At 66.3% G+C, this 19,006-nt stretch carries 13 protein-coding genes; 5 read left to right on the top strand and 8 right to left on the bottom strand.

What is annotated here, in order from left to right; all coding sequences use genetic code 11:
- Positions 1–87 precede the first annotated feature (87 nt).
- Entirely contained in the window at positions 88–750 is a 663-nt protein-coding gene (locus FA702_RS20265; RefSeq protein ID WP_136957882.1) for a DUF4304 domain-containing protein, read from the bottom strand.
- Between the two features lie 169 nt (positions 751–919).
- Positions 920–1,978, bottom strand: a complete 1,059-nt coding sequence (locus FA702_RS20260; protein ID WP_136957881.1) for a LacI family DNA-binding transcriptional regulator — start codon at positions 1,976–1,978, stop codon at positions 920–922.
- 242 nt (positions 1,979–2,220) lie between these two features.
- Between FA702_RS20260 and FA702_RS20255 the strand changes: the two genes are divergently transcribed.
- Positions 2,221–3,636: a sugar porter family MFS transporter gene (locus tag FA702_RS20255; protein ID WP_136957880.1), complete on the top strand. Its 1,416-nt coding sequence runs from the start codon at positions 2,221–2,223 to the stop codon at positions 3,634–3,636.
- 118 nt (positions 3,637–3,754) lie between these two features.
- Here the strand turns inward: FA702_RS20255 and FA702_RS20250 are convergent, their stop codons facing one another.
- Both FA702_RS20250 and FA702_RS20245 read right to left on the bottom strand, forming a co-directional pair.
- On the bottom strand, positions 3,755–4,765 hold the full coding sequence (locus FA702_RS20250; protein ID WP_136957879.1) for a cupin-like domain-containing protein: 1,011 nt from the start codon (positions 4,763–4,765) through the stop codon (positions 3,755–3,757).
- Between the two features lie 5 nt (positions 4,766–4,770).
- Complete coding sequence (locus FA702_RS20245; RefSeq protein WP_136957878.1) at positions 4,771–5,463, bottom strand: SapC family protein; 693 nt, start codon at positions 5,461–5,463, stop codon at positions 4,771–4,773.
- 366 nt (positions 5,464–5,829) lie between these two features.
- On the opposite strand from FA702_RS20245, the gene FA702_RS20240 reads away from it, so the two are divergent.
- From FA702_RS20240 to FA702_RS20220, 4 genes are all read left to right on the top strand, one after another.
- Complete coding sequence (locus tag FA702_RS20240) at positions 5,830–8,751, top strand: TonB-dependent receptor (RefSeq protein ID WP_136957877.1); 2,922 nt, start codon at positions 5,830–5,832, stop codon at positions 8,749–8,751.
- Positions 8,752–8,830: 79 nt separating this feature from the next.
- Entirely contained in the window at positions 8,831–10,393 is a 1,563-nt protein-coding gene (locus tag FA702_RS20235) for a tryptophan halogenase family protein (RefSeq protein ID WP_136957876.1), read from the top strand.
- 91 nt (positions 10,394–10,484) lie between these two features.
- The gene (locus tag FA702_RS20230) at positions 10,485–13,148 is read left to right on the top strand and encodes a glycoside hydrolase family 3 C-terminal domain-containing protein (protein WP_136958110.1); all 2,664 of its coding nucleotides are present in this window, start codon (positions 10,485–10,487) and stop codon (positions 13,146–13,148) included.
- Positions 13,145–14,656 (top strand): glycosyl hydrolase family 8, encoded by a 1,512-nt coding sequence (locus FA702_RS20220; RefSeq protein ID WP_168196164.1) that lies wholly within the window; start codon positions 13,145–13,147, stop codon positions 14,654–14,656. Before FA702_RS20230 ends, FA702_RS20220 begins: the two co-directional genes overlap by 4 nt.
- A gap of 3 nt (positions 14,657–14,659) precedes the next feature.
- On the opposite strand, the gene FA702_RS20215 is transcribed toward FA702_RS20220, so the two are convergent.
- From FA702_RS20215 to xylA, 4 genes are all read right to left on the bottom strand, one after another.
- Positions 14,660–15,400: a FadR/GntR family transcriptional regulator gene (locus FA702_RS20215; protein WP_124808874.1), complete on the bottom strand. Its 741-nt coding sequence runs from the start codon at positions 15,398–15,400 to the stop codon at positions 14,660–14,662.
- A gap of 100 nt (positions 15,401–15,500) precedes the next feature.
- Entirely contained in the window at positions 15,501–16,952 is a 1,452-nt protein-coding gene (locus FA702_RS20210) for a family 43 glycosylhydrolase (RefSeq protein ID WP_370385529.1), read from the bottom strand.
- Between the two features lie 5 nt (positions 16,953–16,957).
- The gene (locus tag FA702_RS20205) at positions 16,958–17,659 is read right to left on the bottom strand and encodes an acetylxylan esterase (RefSeq protein WP_136957873.1); all 702 of its coding nucleotides are present in this window, start codon (positions 17,657–17,659) and stop codon (positions 16,958–16,960) included.
- 38 nt (positions 17,660–17,697) lie between these two features.
- Positions 17,698–19,005, bottom strand: a complete 1,308-nt coding sequence (gene xylA, locus FA702_RS20200) for a xylose isomerase (RefSeq protein WP_136957872.1) — start codon at positions 19,003–19,005, stop codon at positions 17,698–17,700.
- Between the last annotated feature and the right edge of the window lies 1 nt (position 19,006).

Below are 19,006 nucleotides of genomic sequence, written 5' to 3'. Positions count from 1 at the left end.
CGCCGGCAAGGGGCCGAGCGGCAGGAATGGCGGGGGAAGCGGATGTTGCGCATGTTGTCAAATTGTGCGCTTGAGTGACCTTTTCGGCTAGATAGCTCGCCTGATTGCGGAATCAACATCGCCGAACTGCTCCTTGAAGCAGTTGGACTGAACGGCTTCCTCCAACTTCATTCGCGCTAGGTCGAGCCTTCCCGCCGCAAGAGCGACATACCCAGCCAAATAAGAGCGCGAGGGTGAGGGATTCCGTCCGAAGCCCCAAAGAACGTTCATGTCCTCGTCTTGATTGAGCAAGATGGCCAGCACCTCGGATTTGTCAGCCAGGCGATCAAACCATGCTTCCACATCCGGTAATTGCTCAGCAACGTCCTGTATACACCAAAGCAAGTTCCTGCCCTGCTCATCTACATTCCAAATGTCGGCGTGCTCCTTGCCTAGGGATGTCACGCTTCGCATGAGCCGCCGTCTGAAATGACATTCAGCCTCGTTAGGTATCGGTTGGCCGTCCTTGACCTTAACCGGCCATTTGGACGGCACGTAATTTAGATAACTGCCGAGATTGACACAAAACGAGAACGAAGTGATGCCCAAGACGCTGGCGTTGTAGGAATTGAAAGACTGAAAGTTCAGTACGTCGATCTTGTCGCCGCGATATCGCCAAGCAGTCCGTGGGGTGAACCGGCTAAAGCCAATGTCCTTCAGGAGCGGCCATATCCGCGCCCTGATTTCCTTATTTACAGCCTTACTGTCCATACATTGAAGGCCGTTGTTTCGGTCATTACTCGCGATGCTAGCCCGCGAGATTCGACGCCACAAGAAGAACTCTGAGCGTCCGCAATCGCGTCGTGTCCGGAAAGACCGCTCCCATGGCAAAATATCGGATAGCTGCCGCTCCGGCCACGCCGGAATCTGTCCACGCCGGCTAGACTTTGCCGGGCGGCGCGGCATCGGATTCGCGCCGGACCAGTTCGTAATCGAGCGTGGCGAGGCGCGGCTGGGTCTTTTCCTCTGCGCGGTCGGCGCGGATCTCCTGCGCGAGAAGCTCCAGCGCCGTCTCCGCCATCTTGCGGATCGGCTGGCGGATCGTGGTCAGCTCCGGCCAGATCGTGGAGGCGAACGCGGTATCGTCGAAGCCGCACACGGTCAGGTCGCGCGGCACTTCCAGATCGTTGCGGTGCGCTGCCGCCACGCAGCCGGCCGCCATATCGTCGTTCGAGGCGAAGATCGCGGTCGGGCGCTGGGGCAGGGCGAGCATGTCCATCGCCGCGTCCAGCCCGGAGCGGTACGTGAACTGCCCCTGTTTGACGAGCGCCTCGTCCACGCCCACACCGGCTTCGGCCATGGCATCACGGAAGCCGGCAAGGCGCAGCGCGCTGGCCGATTGGCGGGGGTTGCCGATGATGAAGCCCACGCGCTTGTGGCCAAGGTCGAGAATATGGCGCGTCATGTCATGGGCGGCCTGGTAATCGTCGATCATCACCACGCCGTGATGCGCTTCGGCCTGGCCCGGGCCGACCAGCACCGCGCGGGTTCCGGCGCGGCGCAGGCGGGCGAGCAGCGCGGTGTCGTCGCACAGCGGCGGTGGCAGCAGGAAACCATCGACCGCGCTTTCCACCAGCCGGGCGATCATCTTCGCCTGATCACGATCCGGGTCGCAGCGTTCGACCATCAGGTGGGCATCGAGCCGGGTTGCCGCGTCCATGCAGCCGATCAGCAGTTCGCTGAGATAGGACGCGGACGGGTTGGCATAGAGCAGCGCGATGCGCAGCTGCGATGCGCCGGCAAGGCTGCGCGCGGCCCGGTTGGGCGCGTAGTTGAGCTGCTTGATGGCCGCTTCGACCGCAAGACGCGTTTCCTCGCGCACGCCCGCGCCGCCGTTGACCACGCGGCTGACGGTCATCGGCGAGCACTGGGCCAGGCGCGCGACGTCGTTCACGGTGGGGCGCCCGGACTGCCGACGGCGCGATCGGGTATCGTTCATTTCTTGCTGCTCCCGCTGCGGATTTCCTGACCGTGCGGCTCGCCCTTGGCAAGCGGGATTGTCATTTAAGCAGACTTAAACGCATTTCGCGCTTGCGCCGCGCGATCGGCGCTCTATTTAGGTAGCGCTATCATCAAGCGGCAAGACGACGTCGGAAGAACTGGTGACAGCTCAAGCAAGATCGTCGATTCAAGGCGAAATGCGTGGCAATCAGCGCGCATTGAACGATTCGGGAGAGGGAAATGGCGGCAGTGCAGCAAGACCGGGTGAACATGGCGCTTGTGGGCGCCATCGTGTCGGTCGCCACGATCGGTGGCCTGCTGTTCGGATACGACAGCGGTGCGGTCAACGGCACGCAGGCGGGCCTGAAGGCGGCGTTCGCGCTCGATGACAATGGTCTTGGCTTCACCGTGGGATCGCTGCTGGTCGGTTGCGCCGCCGGCGCCTTCACCGCCGGGCGCATGGCCGACCGCTTCGGGCGCAAGCGCATCATGGTGCTGGCCGCGATCCTGTTTCTCACCGGCGCGCTGGTGCAGGGCCTTACCGGCAATCACACCCTGTTCGTGATCGCCCGCTTCTTCGGTGGCATGGCGGTGGGGGCGGCCAGCGTGCTATCGCCCGCCTACATTTCCGAAGTCGCGCCGGCAGCGATCCGCGGGCGGCTGACTAGCGTGCAGCAGGTCATGATCATCACCGGCCTGACGCTGGCCTTCGTCGTCAACTACGTGCTGGCCCGGGAAGCGGGGGATTCGCTGGGGCAACTGGGCGGCGTTCCGGCCTGGCGCTGGATGTATATCGCGCAGGCGATCCCGGCGGTGGTGTTCCTGATGGCGCTGCAGTTCATTCCGGAAAGCCCCCGCTACCTGGTCAGCAGCGGCCACGCCGACGAAGCCCATGCCGTGCTTTCGCGCCTGTTCGGTGAGACCGAGGCCCGCCGCAAGGTCGACGAGATCCGCGCGTCCTTCGCCACCGATCACCGCCCCCGCCTGGCCGACGTGCTGGCGCCGGGAACGGTGCTGCGCCCGGTCGTCTGGGCGGGGCTGATCATTGCCGTGTTCCAGCAGTTCGTCGGGATCAACGTGATTTTCTACTACGGCGAAACGCTGTGGAAGCTGGCGGGCGTTTCCGAACAAGCGGCGCTCGAACGCAACATCATATCGGGCCTCGTTTCGATCGCGGCCTGCTTCGTCACCATGGCGCTGGTCGACAAGGTGGGGCGGAAGCCGCTGCTGCTGATCGGATCGGCGGGGATGACGCTATCGCTCGGCGCGATGAGCTGGGCCTTTTCGCGCGGCACGCTCGACGCCACCGGGGCGCTGCAGATGGACCAGCACCTGGGCCTGATCGCGGTGATCGCGGCCAACATCTACGTCGTGTTCTTCAACGTCAGCTGGGGGCCGGTGATGTGGGTGATGCTGGGCGAGATGTTCCCCAACCAGTTGCGCGGATCGGCGCTGGCGGTGTGCGGGCTCGCCCAATGGGGCGCGAACTACGCCGTGGTGCAGAGCTTCCCGGCCATGGCGAGCGGCCTGGGCCTTGCCGAAACCTATGTGCTCTACACGCTGAGCGCGGCGGTGAGCTTCTGGCTGGTCAAGGCCTTCCTGCCCGAAACCAAGGGCAAGGAGCTGGAGCAGATGGAAGGCTGGGGCGGACATTAAGCCAAAACGTTCCCTCGCTGCGGCCCCAATCCCTCCCCTCCCGGGGCCGCCGCAGTACCTGAGAAGGCCCGGAAAGCACACGCTTTCCGGGCCTCATTTTTATAGGCGGGACGGGGAGTCAGCCGCCGCGCAGGGCGCGCAGTACCATCGCGCGAATAGGGCCATAGCCTGCCCCCTTTATCTCGCGCAGCACGCCGCGCCGGTCTTCCGGCAAATGGGCGAGGGGGTGGCCATCCGGCCGGAACACGTAATGATCGAAGAACGCGCGGAACGCCGCGCGCTCCGCCTCCGGCCGCTCGGCGATGGCGATCATCGAGAGCAGCATGGCCAGCAGCGGGGCATCGGGGCCGATCGCGGTCGCATCCCACCAGTAATTCAGCATCACGTTGACCGGCGCGGTCGCTTCCACCTGATGCCACCACAGCTTGGGCAGGAACAGCGCGTCCCCGGCGGCGAGGTCCACCGTGATCGCGCGGTCCCGCGCCGCGGCGAAACGGGGATAGCGCTCCGGGTCCGCACTCGCGGTGGCAAGGCTGGCAGGCTGGCCGGCCATCGTGTGATCGATCGGCCCGACATAGAGATCGCCGATCGCATCGGGCGGATAGAGCGTGAAGCGCCGCGCGCCCGCCAGCACGCAGGCGAGGTTTTCATAGGCATCGTAGTGGGTGGCGGCAGTCGACGGGTTGCCGATCCACAGCCGCGCCTCGACTTGCGGCGGCACGATCGGCACCGCGTTGGCTTCGGCAAAGCCGGGAAGATAGGCGGGCGCGACCAGCGAGCCGAGATAGGCGGTGGGCGCGGACGGATCGTCGGCATGGCGCAGCATGTGCGCGAAGGCCTGCGCCAGCGGCAGTTCCACGCGGGTGAAATTGAAGCCGGAAAGATCGTCGCTGTAGTAATAGCGGCCGCCGATCGCCGGATCGCCGAGAAAGACCTGTGGCCGCCGCCCCGTATCGAACGACAAGACATGGTCGAGCGCTGCGCGGGCGGATGCGCGCGCCGCCTGCGCCGCCGGCAGATCGGCGCACAGGCTCCGGATGACAACGGGCGTGCCCGCAAGGATCACGCCGGCGTGAAAGCTCTCCGCACTCGCCAGTTCGGGCGCGCCGGGTGCAAGCTCCGCCAGCATCAGGCTCAGTTCCAGCCGCCCGCGAGCCGGTCGTTGCGGCGGCGGGCGAGGATGCCAACCTGCAGCAGCGAGCCGTGGATGGCGAGCGCGGCCTGGAGCCAACCTTGCCGGAATAGTCTGATGATTGTCGCATTCTCGAGCGCCGACAGCGCCTCGCCGCTCACGGAATAAAGGCCGTTCAGCGCGATCGTCTGCCCGTCGTCGAAAGAAAGCGAAATGTCGACCGGTTCGATCAGTCGTTCTTCCACCAGCATGGCGATGAATTGCTCGGTTTGCGGGGCGGTGCCCATGAGGTGGCCGATCGCGCGCTGGACCAGGCGCATCTCGTCGCTCGGCCCGCCCATCGCATCGAACAGGGGCACCGTGCCGCCGGGCGCGAAGCGCGGATGGGCAACGTCGATGGCGATGTTGTCGTCGGCGGCGAAGAAGCCCTGGCGTTGCAGGTCCAGCGGACGAAAGGCCGCGTTTCCGGTCTCCGCGCCTTCCACCAGCACTTCGCCGGGCTGGAATCCGAACAGCGCCACCAGTGCGAATCGGCCCGTCTCTGGCGATTTGGCGAGCACCACCGGACAGCAGGCGGCGGCGCGTGTCACCTCGGTAACGACGATCTGCACCATGTGCGGATGCGCGCCTGCAAGCGGGTGCATGGCAAGATCGCGATGGGCATCGCTGTTCAGAATCTCGATTTGCTCCGCCAATCGTCCTCTCCTGCATTCTCGCGTGTTTTGCGATGGTTATTACGTGATATTGCGGGCCGCGATGTGCGCGCTAACATCGAAACTCTAACCGGAATCGTGGGCTTTGTGCAACACTGCGGGGCACCAGTCTGATTGCGCAGACAATTTCATGCTGATAGCGCTACCTTTATCGGTTACTCAAAATGGGCAAGGTGACGAGCAGAGCACCGGCGTGGCGGAGAGATGGCTGGCAACCGCAGTTGCAGGGCATTGTCCTCAGCGACCCAGGCGCTCCCGTTTCGGCCCGTTCAGGAGGCAGTGAACGGTGCGAGCGATGTCGTCTCCTTCCCGGGCGGGGGGGCCGTCAGACAGAGCAGTGGAGAGGGTATGAGGACTTCAATCAATTCGCGGTTCCTGCTGGGCGGGGCATCGGGCGCCATCGCGCTCGCGATCGCCATGCCGGCGGTGGCGCAGCAAGCGCCGGCCGAGAGCGCAGGCCCGGCCGATGCCGAGGTCAGCAACGAGCCGGGCTCCGAAATCATCGTCACCGGCATCCGCGGTTCGCTCCAGCGCAACATGGAGATCAAGCGGAACGCGTCGGGCGTGGTGGACGCGATTTCGGCTGAGGACATCGGCAAATTCCCCGATGCCAACGTGGCCGACGCTTTGCAGCGCCTGCCCGGCATCTCGATCCAGCGGTCGGGCGCGCGTGGCGAAGCCAATGGCGTGACCGTGCGCGGCTTCGGCGGCGACTTCAACGATACCCAGTTCGACGGCCGCCACCTGTCGACCGCATCGGGCAACCGCGCGGTGGACTTCACCACGATCGGTTCGGACTTCGTCCAGAATATTTCGGTTTACAAGACGCCCGACGTCGAACTCGGCAACAGCGCGATCGGCGCGACGATCAACGTCGCGCTGCCCAAGCCCTTTGACAGCAACGGCACCAAGCTGGCGCTGAAGGCATCGGGTTCGGTGCAGGACCGCAGCGGCCGGGTCGTTCCCTCGGGCGCGGCGCTGGCCAGCACGACCTTTGCCGACGATACCATGGGCATCCTGGCCTATGTCGCCTACAAGCGTGCCGACACGACGTCCAACCAGGTCTTCATCCCCGGCTGGATCGGCAACTACTTCTACCAGTGCCAGTCGCAGCCCGCGTGCCAGACCAGCGACTTCACGCCCGCCAAGAAAAACGTGCTGGGCTGGTTCCCGCAGCAGGTCGGCGCCAACCAGGTCAATACCAAGGACGAGCGCATCGACGGCCGCCTTGCCTACCAGTGGCGCCCCAGCGACAAGGTGCTGGTGACTCTGGACGGCAATTTCACCCGCCAGACGCTGCACACCGCGACATACGGCTACGGCGCGTGGTTCAACGGCGATGACCTGCGCAACGTGAAGCAGGACAGCAACGGCACCGTGGTGGACTTCAACCAGTTCGGCACGCCGATGGACTTCAACGCCAATCTCGCGCGGGACATCAACCAGACCTACATGGTGGGCGGCAACCTCAAGTGGGAAGCTACCGACCAACTGAGCTTCGATGTCGATGCCTCGCTGTCGCGCTCGGTCCTGAACCCCGGCAAGAACGGTTATGCCAATGCCATGGACATCGGCTATGGCGGCACCAATGCCACGGCGAATGGCCCGTTCCTTTCGACCGGTTGTACCTATCCGGCCGGCGCGACGCCGACCACGCCGCCAACCTCGTGCACCAACTATTCGACGGTGCTGGGCGCCAACACCGGCGTCACCATCGGCGGTCCCAGCTCGGGCTACCTGCCCAGCATCCACGACGTCGGTCCGAACGGCAACGTCGGGAAGTTCACCGACCAGTCGCTGATCGGCAGCCACGTAATCGCGGGCTTCCCCAATTATTACACGGACCTGGTCAAGCAGGTCAAGATTTCGGGCAAGTACGAAAGCGACGCGATCAAGATCCACTTCGGCGCGAGCTACCAGGAAAACAAGTTCCACAAGGAAAACCAGAGCCCGTTCGTCAACGGCACGTTCTTCCGTTACGGCGGCTATGGCGCGCCGTCGGGCCGCACCGGCGCGGTGGCGCCGCTGCCCAGCAGCGTGTACCAGGGCACGATCAGCACCGCCAACTTCATCCCCGGCTACAAGGGCAACCTGGCGCCCGCGATCATCGCCTACGATCCTCTGGCGGTCTATCGTGCGCTCGAAGCGACCGGCGGTGGCACCACCGCGCCCGCGTTCGATCCGGCCAGCGTGCTGAATGTGCGCGAACGGACCTTCGCCGGCTATCTGCGCATCAACTTCGACAGCATGGTCGGCAACATGCCGATCCACATCAGCGCCGGCGTGCGTGACGAATACACCAAGCTGACCTCGGGCGCGATTGGGCGCAACCCGGTGACGCTGGTGACGGTGCCGACCGACCCGACGCTGATCTCGGTGGGCTCGTACACTCCCGACCAGCTCATCACCCGCGAGACCAGCTACAATTACGTCCTGCCGAGCCTGGACGTGAAGCTGGAAGTGACGCCGAAGCTGCAGCTGCGCTTCGACGCTTCGCGCACCCTGACCCGGCCGGTGCTGAACGACCTTAGCCCCACGATCACGCTGGGCACGCTGCGCAAGGGCAGCCTGGCGGCATCGGGCGGCAATGCCAACCTCAAGCCCTACCTGGCCGATAACCTCGATCTGGGCGCCGAATACTATTACGGCTCCAACTCGTACTTTGCGGTCAACGGCTTCATGAAGTTCATCTCGAACTTCATCGTCGGCGGCGTGCGCACCCAGACGATCAACGGGGTGACCGATCCGTTCACCGGCCAGGCCGCGCAGTTCCAGGTGAACGGCAAGGTCAACGGGCCGGAAGGCGTGGTGCGCGGCGTGGAAATCGCCTGGCAGCACGTGTTCGGCGAAACCGGCTTCGGCTTCAACGCCAACGCCACGCTCGTCAGCACCAACCGCACGTTCGACACGAGCGACATCTCGGGTTCGGCCTTCGCGATCACCGGGCTGGCCAATTCGGCCAACCTGATCGCGTTCTACGACAAGAACGGGCTGGAGGTCCGCCTCGCCGGTAACTGGCGCGACAAGTACCTGCTCAGCCTGGGCCAGACTCAGGGTGGCACCTTCGGCGCGGAACCGGTGAATGTGAACCGCCAGTTCCAGATCGACGCCAGCGCCAGCTACCAGCTGACCAAGCAGGTTTCGGTCTTCTTCGAAGGCACCAACCTCAACAACTCGACCTACAGCACCTATGGCCGGTTCTCGAACATGCCGCTCGATACCTGGTCCTACGGTCGCCGCTTTGTCTTCGGCGCCCGTTTCAACTACTGATGTGACGTGGCGGCGGCACCGGTTCCCATGCCGGTGCCGCCACTCCCAATAGTCGTTCGAGTAACGGGGCAGGACGCGGATGGTGCGTGCAGTGCGCGATGTCGTGATTGTCGGCGGCGGGACCGCCGGATGGCTGACCGCGGCGATCATTGCCGCCAGGCACCGCCCGCGCATGGGGCACGACTTTTCCGTTACCCTGGTCGAATCCCCCAACGTTCCGATCATCGGCGTGGGCGAGGGGACCTGGCCGACCTTGCGCTCCACGCTGAAAAGCGTCGGCATTTCCGAAACCGACTTCTTCCGTGAATGCGATGCCGCCTTCAAGCAGGGCGCGTTGTTCGCCAAATGGACCACCGGCGCGGATGACGATGCCTATTACCACCCGCTGGTGCTGCCCCAACGCTTCGGGCAACTGAACCTCGCGCCGCACTGGCTGGCGGGGACGCTGGCCGAAGACGATGACGCGGACGAGACGTTCTGCGATGCGGTATGCCCGCAGGGCCGCATCTGCGACGAGAACCTCGCACCCAAGACCATGGCCGATGCCGAGTTCGAGGGGCAGGCCAACTATGCCTACCATCTCGACGCGGGAAAGTTCGCGCCGTTCATGCAGCGGCATTGCACCGAAAAGCTGGGCGTGCGCCACGTGCTCGCCGACATGCGCCAAGTGCTCCAGGACGAAAGCGGCGACATCCGAGCGATCGTGACCGAGCAGGCGGGCGAAATCGCGGGCGACTTGTTCGTCGATTGCACGGGGATGCGCAGCCTGCTGCTGGGCGAGACGATGGGCGTGGGCTTCAAGGACTGCAACGACGTGCTGTTCTGCGATACCGCGCTGGCCGTGCAGGTGCCCTATCCCGATCCGGACGCGCCGATTGCCACGCACACCATCTCCACCGCGCAATCGGCGGGCTGGATCTGGGACATCGGCCTGCCGACGCGGCGCGGCGTCGGCCATGTCTATTCGAGCCGCCACATTAGCCGGGAACAGGCCGAGGCCGAGCTGCGCGCCTATATCGGCCCGGCCGCCGATGGCTTGGCCGTGCGCAAGATCGATATCCGTTCGGGCCACCGCGAATTGTTCTGGAAGGGCAATTGCGTGGCGGTGGGGCTGGCGGCGGGCTTTCTCGAACCGCTGGAAGCCTCGGCGATCGTGCTGATCGAGCTTTCGGCGAAGATGATCGCCGAACAGATGCCGCCGGCGCGCGAGGTCATGGACATCGTCGCCCGGCGCTACAACGAGAAGACGCTGTACCGCTGGGGCCGGATCATCGATTTCCTCAAGCTGCACTACGTGCTGAGCCAGCGCCGCGACACCGCCTTCTGGCGCGACAACATGGACCCGGCGACGATCCCCGAACGCCTGCGCGAACTGCTGGCGCTGTGGCGCTGGCAGCCGCCCTATATGCACGAGGAGTTCGACCGGGTGGACGAGGTATTCCCTTCGGCCTCCTACCAGTACGTGCTCTATGGCATGGGCTTCCGCTCCGAGGTCTCCGCGCGCGCGCTGGAACCCGAGGTGCGCGACGCCCGGCGGGCGAGGGGGCAGAACGCCGATGTCACCGCGCGCATGCTGACGGCGCTGCCGCGCCATCGCGACCTGATCAACCGCATCGTGGAATATGGCCTTCAGCCTGTCTGACCACGCCTGCCCGTCTGACCCCGCTTGAACGCCGGCCCGGGTGCACCCGGACCAGAAGACCAGAGAGGACATCTTCGTGATCGAGAGTTCGATGCCCGCGCGCCGTCATGCGCGCTCGCTGCTCGCCGCCGCAAGTATGGTAGCGCTAACGTTCTCGCCGGCCCAGGCGCGCGAGGCCGCTTCGGCGGCGCCCGAGGCGTGGACGGAAGCGGACCGCGCCGCCTCGGCGCTGGTCGCGAAGATGACGGTCGACGAAAAGGTCGAGCAGCTGCTCAATGTCGCCCCGGCGATCCCGCGGCTGGGCATTCCCGCCTACAACTGGTGGACCGAGAGCCTGCACGGGGCAGGTGGCGCGGTGCCGACCACCAACTTCCCGCAATCCATCGGCCTTGCCGCCACGTTCGATCCGCCGCTGGTGCATGACGTGGCGCGCGTGATCAGCACCGAGTTGCAGGGGTTGCATACGCTGGCGCGGCAGACCGGGCATCTCGGCAAGATCGGCACCGGGCTCGATACCTGGGCGCCCAACATCAACATCTTCCGCGATCCGCGCTGGGGGCGCGGGCAGGAAACCTACGGCGAGGACCCGTTCCTCACCGCCCGGCTGGGCGTCGCCTATGTGCAGGGCATCCAGGGGCCGAACCCGGACCTGCCCGACGTGATCGCCACGCCCAAGCACTTCGCGGTGCATTCCGGGCCGGAGCCGACGCGCCACACCGACAACATCATGGTTTCGCGCCATGATCTGGAAGATACCTACCTGCCCGCCTTCCGTGCCGCGATCGTCGAGGCCAAGGCCGGGTCGATCATGTGCGCCTACAACCGCGTGGATGGACAGCCGGCCTGTGCCAGCGACTTGCTGCTGAAGGACCGGCTGCGCGGTGCGTGGGGCTTCAAGGGTTATGTCGTTTCGGATTGCGACGCGGTGGTCGATATCTACGACCGCCACAAGTATGCGCCCGATGCCGCCTCGGGCGTCGCGGCGGGGCTGCTGGCGGGCGTGGACAACGAATGCCACACCGGCACGATCGGCGAGGCCCCCGGGCTGGCGGACCGCTACAAGGCGGCGCTCAAGGCCGGATACCTGACCGATAGCGACATTGACCGGGTGCTGGTGCGCCTGTTCTCGGCCCGCTACCGCAACGGCGACCTGCGCGGGATCGCCGCGCGCAAGCCCAATGCCACGCCGGTGAGCGCGGTGGGCACGCGGGAGGGATGGGAGCTTTCGCTCAAGGCGGCGGAAAAGAGCCTCGTCCTGCTCAAGAACAACGGCGCCCTGCCGCTCAAGCCCGGCGTGCGCGTCGCGGTGATCGGCCCGCTGGGCGATGCCACGCGCGTACTGCGCGGCAACTATTCCTCGCCCAATTCGGCGCCGCCGATCTCGGTCGTCGATGGCCTGCGCCGGGCCATGCCCGAAGCGAAGGTCACGCTGGTGCCGTTCGCGCCCTCGATCACCGACGGCGATCTCGTCACCGACGGCAATTTCCTGACGCCCGATGGCCAGCCGGGCCTGCGCGCGGTCTATTACAACGCGATCGATCCCGCGAAGCCGCGCGGCGAACGGACTTTCTCCGCCAGGCCGGTGGTTACGCGGATCGAGGCCAATCTCCAGAGCAGCGCGATGCAGCTGAAAGAGGTTTCCGACGCGCACAAGGTGGTGTGGGACGGCTTCTTCGTCGCGCCGGAAAGCGGTCTCTACAAGCTGGGCGTGACCGGGGTGAAAGGTGCGCTGGAGATCGACGGCAAGCCGCTGGTCCGGTCCGACCGCTATTCGCTGTGGGGCGAAGCGCCCAAGTACGTCGAGGTCCAGCTGAAGAAGGGCGAGCGCTATCCGCTGCACTTCGATCTGGAAGGCGGCGGCGCGGCGGGGCCGGGCCTGTTCTGGAAGCGCATCACCCACGATCCCTGGGGCGATCTGGCGCGGGGCGCGGCCGAAACGGACGTGCTGGTGGCGGTGGTCGGCCTGACCTCCGATCTCGAGGGCGAGGAAATGCCGCTCAAGATCGAAGGCTTCGACGGCGGCGACAAGACCGGGCTGGAACTGCCGATGGACCAGCGCGAGCTGCTGATCCGCGCGCGCACGCTGGGCAAGCCGCTGATCGTCGTGACGATGAACGGCAGCCCGATCGACTTGTCGTGGGCCAGGGACAATGCCGATGCACTGGTGGAGGCGTGGTATCCGGGGCAGGCGGGCGGCCTTGCCGTGGCCAACGCGCTCTCGGGCAAGGTCAACCCCTCGGGCCGCCTGCCGCTGACCTTCTACAAGGACACGGCAGACCTGCCGGCCTTCACCAACTATGCGATGGCGGGGCGGACCTACCGCTACTTCACCGGCAAGCCGGTCTATGGCTTCGGCTATGGCCTGAGCTACACCACGTTCGGCTATGGACCCGCGCGGGTGGAGCCGGTGGACGGCAGCACCGCGAACGGCATCCGCGTCACCGCGCAGGTCACCAACACCGGCACGCGCGAGGGCGAGGAAGTGGTGCAGGCCTACCTGCGCTTCCCCGATCAGCCGGGCGCGCCGCGCGTGGCCTTGCGCGGGCTGCAGCGGGTGGCGCTGAAGCCGGGCGAAAGCAAGGCGGTGACGCTGGAACTTTCCCCGCGCGATCTTTCGGCAGTGCGGCCCGATGGCGTGCGGCAGGTCTTCGCCGGAGCCTATCGCCTGAACCTGGGCGGCGGTCAGCCGGACAGCGGGCTGCCGGGCACAGAGACCACGTTCAAGGTTGATCGCGTGGTGGATCTGCCGAAGTGAGGGCGCTGGTGCTCCTTGCCCTGCCGGTCGCGGCATCGGCCTTGTCGGCGGCTGCCCCCGCCGCCGCGCAGCCCGCGAAGAAGGCGCAGGTTACCGAGGCGTCCACCGCCCCGCCGGGTGTGGCCTTCACCCGGCATCAGGAAGCGCCGCTGTGGAAAGTCACGCGGCATCCCGGCGACGGCAAGGGCGCCTATGCTACGGGCGCCTACCGCAACCTGTTCAGCGAACTGCTCGGGGTGCCGCGCGAGGCGGTGAAAGCTCGGATCGACGCGACCTGGCGCGCCTACTTCCAGGGCGACGGGCAGGAGCAGCGTCTCTACTTCGAGACCGGCGCCAACGCGAACGGCACGCTGGCCTACGTCACCGACTGGGCGAACAACGATGCCCGGTCCGAAGGCATGAGCTATGGCATGATGATCGCCGTCCAGCTGGACCACAAGCGCGAGTTCGACGCGCTGTGGAACTGGGCCAAGACTTATATGCAGGTGACCGATCCGGCCAATCCCTCCTATGGCTACTTCGCGTGGTCGATGGGCACCGATGGCAGCCCGCGCAGCACCGGGGCCGCGCCCGATGGCGAGGAATTCTTCGCCATGGCGCTCTATTTCGCGGCGAACCGCTGGGGCAACGGCACCGGCATCTACGACTACAAGGCGGAAGCCGACCGCATCCTGACGGCGATGCGCCACCGTGCAGTCATGACCGGGACGCCGCCGTTCCGCATCCATCCGGGCGACGCACCGTTCGTGCAGCCCGACCATCCCTGGCCCAGCATCAACAACCGGGCCGAGGCGGCGGCGCTGGCGGCGCAGGGCAAGTCGCCTCCGCCGCCATGGCGCGATCCCGCGCCCAAGCCCCATGCGGTGGGGCCGATGACGGAAGAGAGCCATGCGATGGTCCGCTTCGTGGCGGACGTGGGCTATCCGGGGTCGGACGCGTCCTACCACCTGCCCGCGTTCTACGAACTGTGGGCACGCTGGGGGCCGGAGGCCGATCGCGCGTTCTGGGCGAAGGCCGCCGATGTCAGCCGCGATTACTTCGTGCGCGTGACCAATGCGCGCACCGGCCTGGCCCCCGATCACAGCTATTTTGACGGGAGCACCATGACGACGGGCACGGGCGAGCCCTATCCGTTCGGTTACGACAGCTGGCGCACCGCCAGCAACTGGTCGGTCGATGCCAACTGGTGGGGCAAGGACCCGCGCCAGAAAGCGCTGAGCACCGCGATCCAGACCTTCCTGGCGGGCGAGGGGATCGATCGCTTCGCCGATCGCTACACGCTGGACGGCAAGCCCCTGTCGCAGCGCCATTCGCCGGGAATGGTGGCGGCCACGGCCGTGGCCGGGCTGGCGGGCACGCCCGAGCCGCTGGCGCGCGCCTTCGTCAAGGAGTTGTGGGACACGCCGATGCCCGAAGGCGAGCAGCGCTATTTCGACGGCATGCTCTATCTGATGAGCATGATGCACCTGGCCGGCGAGTACCGGATCATCACGCCGCCGGTGCGGTAGCTATCAGGCGCGCGCGGGCGCGTCGATATCAGCCAGGGCCAGTTCGATCAGCGTCTGCATCGCCGCGCGCGCGGCCGGGCCATCGCCATCGGCCACGGCATCGAACAGCACGCGGTGATCGGGCAGGGGATCGCGCGGCAGCTTGCGCTTGCGCTGCTTGTAGATCGTGGTCCACCGCACCGCCGCCGAAATCGTGCTGGCCAGCGAAATCAGCGCCATGTTGCCGGTGGCCTTCAGCAGCGTGGAGTGAAAGGCCTGGTCCGCCGCCTGCCCCAGCGGGGAGGCGAGCGTGTGCTTCGCCATTTCCTCCAGCGCGTGGCCCATCTGCGCCAGTTGCGCGCCGGTGCGGCGCGTGGCGGCGATCTCGGCGGCGGCTGGCTCGATGATCAGGCGCAGTTCGAACAGGTCGTCGATCGCCGCCCGGCTGGGCTCGCCCTCGAAGGTCCAGGCCAGCACGTCAGGATCGAGGATGTGCCAGCGCGAGGGGTCGGTGATCTTGGTGCCCGCCTTGGGGCGGCTTTCGACCAGACCCTTGGCGGCAAGGATGCGGATCGCCTCGCGATAGGCGGTGCGCGAGATGTGGTTGCGCTCGGCAAAATCGACCTCGCTGGTCAGCACGTGGCCCGGCGGGTACTTGCCGGTGACGATGGCGATGCCAAGGTCGCGCGCGATGCTGCCATGCAGCCGCAGCGATTTGTCAGACCTGTCGATCCCGTCCCCGACCGGTTCCTTGCTTCGCGACACGTTCCACTCCTTGCCCTTCCCCCCTATTCGGGCGCAATTCCGCCAAAGTCCAGCGGTTCGATGATGCCGGGCGCCGGTGCGATCTGTCAGTCCTTTCGGATCAGGGCCGGCGGAACGTCCACTTGCCCGCATCGGACGCTGGATCGAAGCGGACAAGGCGCGGCGTGCTGGCGCCCACGGCCGACAGCGCAAGGGGCCTGAACGGATCGGGCGTGGACTTCGGGATGATCCGGAAGGCGCCGTCGGCAAGCTGGTCGATCCGCCAGAGCTGTTCGGGCGCGCCGGTGAAGGCGGGCACGGCCACGACATCGCCCGACTGCGTCGCCGCCAGCGCGCGGCTGGTGCCGGCGATCACGATCCGCACATAGGGCGCGCCGAACCAGCCGCCGGCGCCGGCCACCGGCTCGATCGTCCAGTGCTGGTGCGGCCGCACCATGTAATCGCCCATGTCGACCGGGATCGGCCCGGTCGGCCAGGTCGCGCGGTTCTGCTCGAGCGTCTGGTCGGGCACCGGCACCAGCGGTTCCTTGGGCGGCCCGAACCCGGTCCATTTGAACGGCAGCCGCACCTCGTCCACCGCCAGTTGCAGCGCGCCGCCGCGTTCGGACTGGATCTCGTAGGTTCCGGGGCGCAGGTTTTCCTGTCCTACGGGCCAGCCGTTCTTCCAGGTGAGCGGCAGGATCGCCAGCACGCTGCGGCCCGAGCGGTCCATGTCAGCCTCGTAGTGGAACGAGAATTTCTCCACTCCGTCGCCCAGATCGACCAGGCCGAAATGACCCGCGCCCATGCCGCGCCCGTTCGATCCCCAGACCAGCTTGCCGCCGCCCTTCAGCAAGGGCACGCCGAAGTTGTCCAGATACGGTCCCAGCGGGCTGCGCGCGCGGCCGACGCGGATGTTGTAGGTGGAATTGGGGCCGTCGCAGCAGGTGCCGTGGGTGCCCAGCAGGTAGTACCAGCCATCGCGGTGCAGCAGCGCAGTGGCTTCCATGTCGATCGCCACATCGACGGGCTGGTTCCCGGGCAGGCGCTCGGCGGTTTTGGGATCGAGCTCGATCATACGAATCGTGCCGAAATAGGTGCCGTAGCTCAGCCACAGGTGCCCTTCGGCCAGCAGGAACGCCGGATCGATCGCGTCGTGCAGTTCCACCCCGTCGCTGGAGGCGACCGTGCCGATCTCGTGGAAGCCGAAATCCTTGGACGCCGGATCGAGCGACTTCGTCCACATGATCTTGATGTCGCTCTTGTGTCCGCCGTTCATGCCGCCGCCGCCCACGGCCCAGGCGACGACATAGCGGTCGCCCAGCTTGATCACGTCGGGCGCGACGCCGCCGCCGGGGCGCACCGGGCCGCTTGTCCAGGTCCATCCGTCGCTGGAGACGAGCCCGCCGCCGAACGTGCCGAACGTGTAGAACTTGCCATCCGATTCCACGATGGTGGAAGGATCGTGGATATAGGGTTCGCCTTCCAGCTGGGCGACGGGGTTGCTCTGCGCGAGAGCCGCCGCCGGCAAGAGGGCGAGCGCGGCGGCAAGCATATGGCGCTTCATCGGCATTCCCCTCACTGCGCGCGTACCGCGAGATCGCGGATCGGCTGGCCCTTGCCGTCGACGAAGCGGACGCAGAAATCGCTGAGGCCGGGGCCGTTGATGACCGCGCCGATCAGCACGTTACGGCCCTTCTTCAAGCCGGCTGCGGGCGATACGACATCGTCCATCACCATGCGGCGATCGCCGAACAGCGCCGCCGTCTCCGCGCCGTTGAGCCACCAGACCGAGGCGGAATTGGACCCGGCGGCCAGATTCGCATCGGGGATGTCGCGCGGGGCGTCGATCACCGTCACCGCCCAGAAGATCACACCGTAGGTCGGCTTGCCATAGGCCTGGGCGAAGCCGAACAGCTTGACGTCCCACGGCGTGGCATCGAGCGCGTGCCAGGTGAGCGAAGCGCCCTTGTGCGCGATGGTCTGGCCATCGCGCGGCAGTGCCTGGCCAGAGCCGGTACCAAGCCCCGCCGGCCGGTCCGCGGCGAAGGCGGCGCGGACATAGGTGCTGGTGAACAGCTGGTTGGTGCGGTTGGGCTTGGCGATCGGTTCCAGCAGCAGCCAGCGCCGGATGAAGCCATCGGCATCAGGCGCGGCGCTTCCCGCCGTCGCAGGGGTGAAATGGGGCGCCAGCGGCGGCGCCGCGCGCGCCGCCACCGGCACGGCGCTGGCGGCGAGCAGCGCAAGCGCCGCCCCAAGAACACGGGCCTTGTGCATCATCACCTCTCCCCAGCCACGTACCGCTCTGACGCTCGCCGTCAGAACCGGTTGAGCATGTTCTCCAGCCATTCCTGCCGGCCCGAAACCGGCTTGGGGGCCAGATCGCGCGCCACGGCGAGATCGGCGATTTCGGCAAGGCTCGCGCCCTTGATCGCCTGGCCCAGTTCGCCATTCCACCCGGCGTAGCGTTCGGCTCGGAAGGCATTGATGCGGCCATCGGTGATGATCGCCTCGGCACGCAGCAGCGCCCTGGCGATCACGTCCACGCCGCCGATGTGGCCGTGGAACAGGTCCGCCGCATCGACGGACTGGCGGCGCACCTTGGCATCGAAATTGAAGCCGCCATCGGTGAAGCCGCCGGCGCGCTCGATCTCGATGCAGGCCAGCGTCAATTCCTCGACCGAGTTGGGAAACTGGTCGGTATCCCACCCGTTCTGCGGATCGCCGCGATTGGCGTCGATCGAGCCGAAAATGCCCAGCGCGCGCGCCATGGCGATTTCGTGTTCGAAGGTATGGCCCGAAAGCGTGGCGTGATTGGCCTCGATGTTGACCTTGACCTCGTTTTCCAGGCCGAAGCGCTTGAGGAAGCCGTACACCGTCTGCGTATCGAAATCGTACTGGTGCTTGGTCGGCTCGTGCGGCTTGGGCTCGATCAGGATCGTGCCGGCAAAGCCGATCTTGTGCTTGTGTTCGACCACGAGGGCGAGGAACCGGCCGAAGTTCTCCTGCTCCACCGCCAGATCGGTGTTGAGGATCGTGTCGTAGCCTTCGCGCCCGCCCCACAGCACGTAATTGGCGCCGCCCAGCCGGTGGGTCGCTTCCAGCGCGTCGCGCACCTGGCTGGCGCCCCAGGCATAGACTTCGGGGCGGGGGCTGGTGGCGGCACCCGCGAGATAGCGCGGGTGGCCGAAGAGGTTGGCCGTGCCCCACAGCAGTTTGCGCCCGTGCGCGGCCTGCAGTTCTTCCAGATGATCGACCGCGCGGGCGAAGCTGGCCCGGAATTCGCCGATGCTTTCGGCCGGGGCCATCACGTCGACATCGTGGAAGCAGTAGAACGGCAGGTCGAGTTTTTCGACGAAGGCCAGCGCCGCCTCGCGCTTGGCGCGCGCGGCGGCTTCATCCTGCGGCACGTTGAGCCACGGGCGGTCGAACGTGCCCGCGCCGAACACGTCGCTGCCCGGCCAGCAGAAGGTGTGCCACATGCACACGGCAAAGCGCAGGTAATCCTCCATGCGCTTGCCGAAGACCACGCGGTCCTTGTCGTACCAGCGATAGGCGAGGTCGTTGGCGCTCTCGGGGCCTTCGTACCGGACGGTGTCGAATGCATCGAAATAGGCAGCGGACATT

Source organism: Novosphingobium sp. EMRT-2, from assembly GCF_005145025.1.
In the GTDB taxonomy this organism is placed as follows: domain Bacteria; phylum Pseudomonadota; class Alphaproteobacteria; order Sphingomonadales; family Sphingomonadaceae; genus Novosphingobium.
Note: the sequence above shows the minus strand (reverse complement) of the source record. Positions and strands in the feature narration are given on the sequence as shown.

Excerpts from the sequence above, each read along its gene's own strand:
- FA702_RS20265 (WP_136957882.1), bottom strand. The coding sequence starts at position 750 with ATGGACAGTAAGGCTGTAAATAAGGAAATCAGGGCGCGGATATGGCCG.
- FA702_RS20260 (WP_136957881.1), bottom strand. The coding sequence starts at position 1,978 with ATGAACGATACCCGATCGCGCCGTCGGCAGTCCGGGCGCCCCACCGTG.
- FA702_RS20255 (WP_136957880.1), top strand. The coding sequence starts at position 2,221 with ATGGCGGCAGTGCAGCAAGACCGGGTGAACATGGCGCTTGTGGGCGCC.
- FA702_RS20250 (WP_136957879.1), bottom strand. The coding sequence starts at position 4,765 with ATGCTGGCGGAGCTTGCACCCGGCGCGCCCGAACTGGCGAGTGCGGAG.
- FA702_RS20240 (WP_136957877.1), top strand. The coding sequence starts at position 5,830 with ATGAGGACTTCAATCAATTCGCGGTTCCTGCTGGGCGGGGCATCGGGC.
- FA702_RS20235 (WP_136957876.1), top strand. The coding sequence starts at position 8,831 with ATGGTGCGTGCAGTGCGCGATGTCGTGATTGTCGGCGGCGGGACCGCC.
- FA702_RS20230 (WP_136958110.1), top strand. The coding sequence starts at position 10,485 with ATGCCCGCGCGCCGTCATGCGCGCTCGCTGCTCGCCGCCGCAAGTATG.
- FA702_RS20210 (WP_370385529.1), bottom strand. The coding sequence starts at position 16,952 with ATGCCGATGAAGCGCCATATGCTTGCCGCCGCGCTCGCCCTCTTGCCG.
- FA702_RS20205 (WP_136957873.1), bottom strand. The coding sequence starts at position 17,659 with ATGATGCACAAGGCCCGTGTTCTTGGGGCGGCGCTTGCGCTGCTCGCC.
- xylA (WP_136957872.1), bottom strand. The coding sequence starts at position 19,005 with ATGTCCGCTGCCTATTTCGATGCATTCGACACCGTCCGGTACGAAGGC.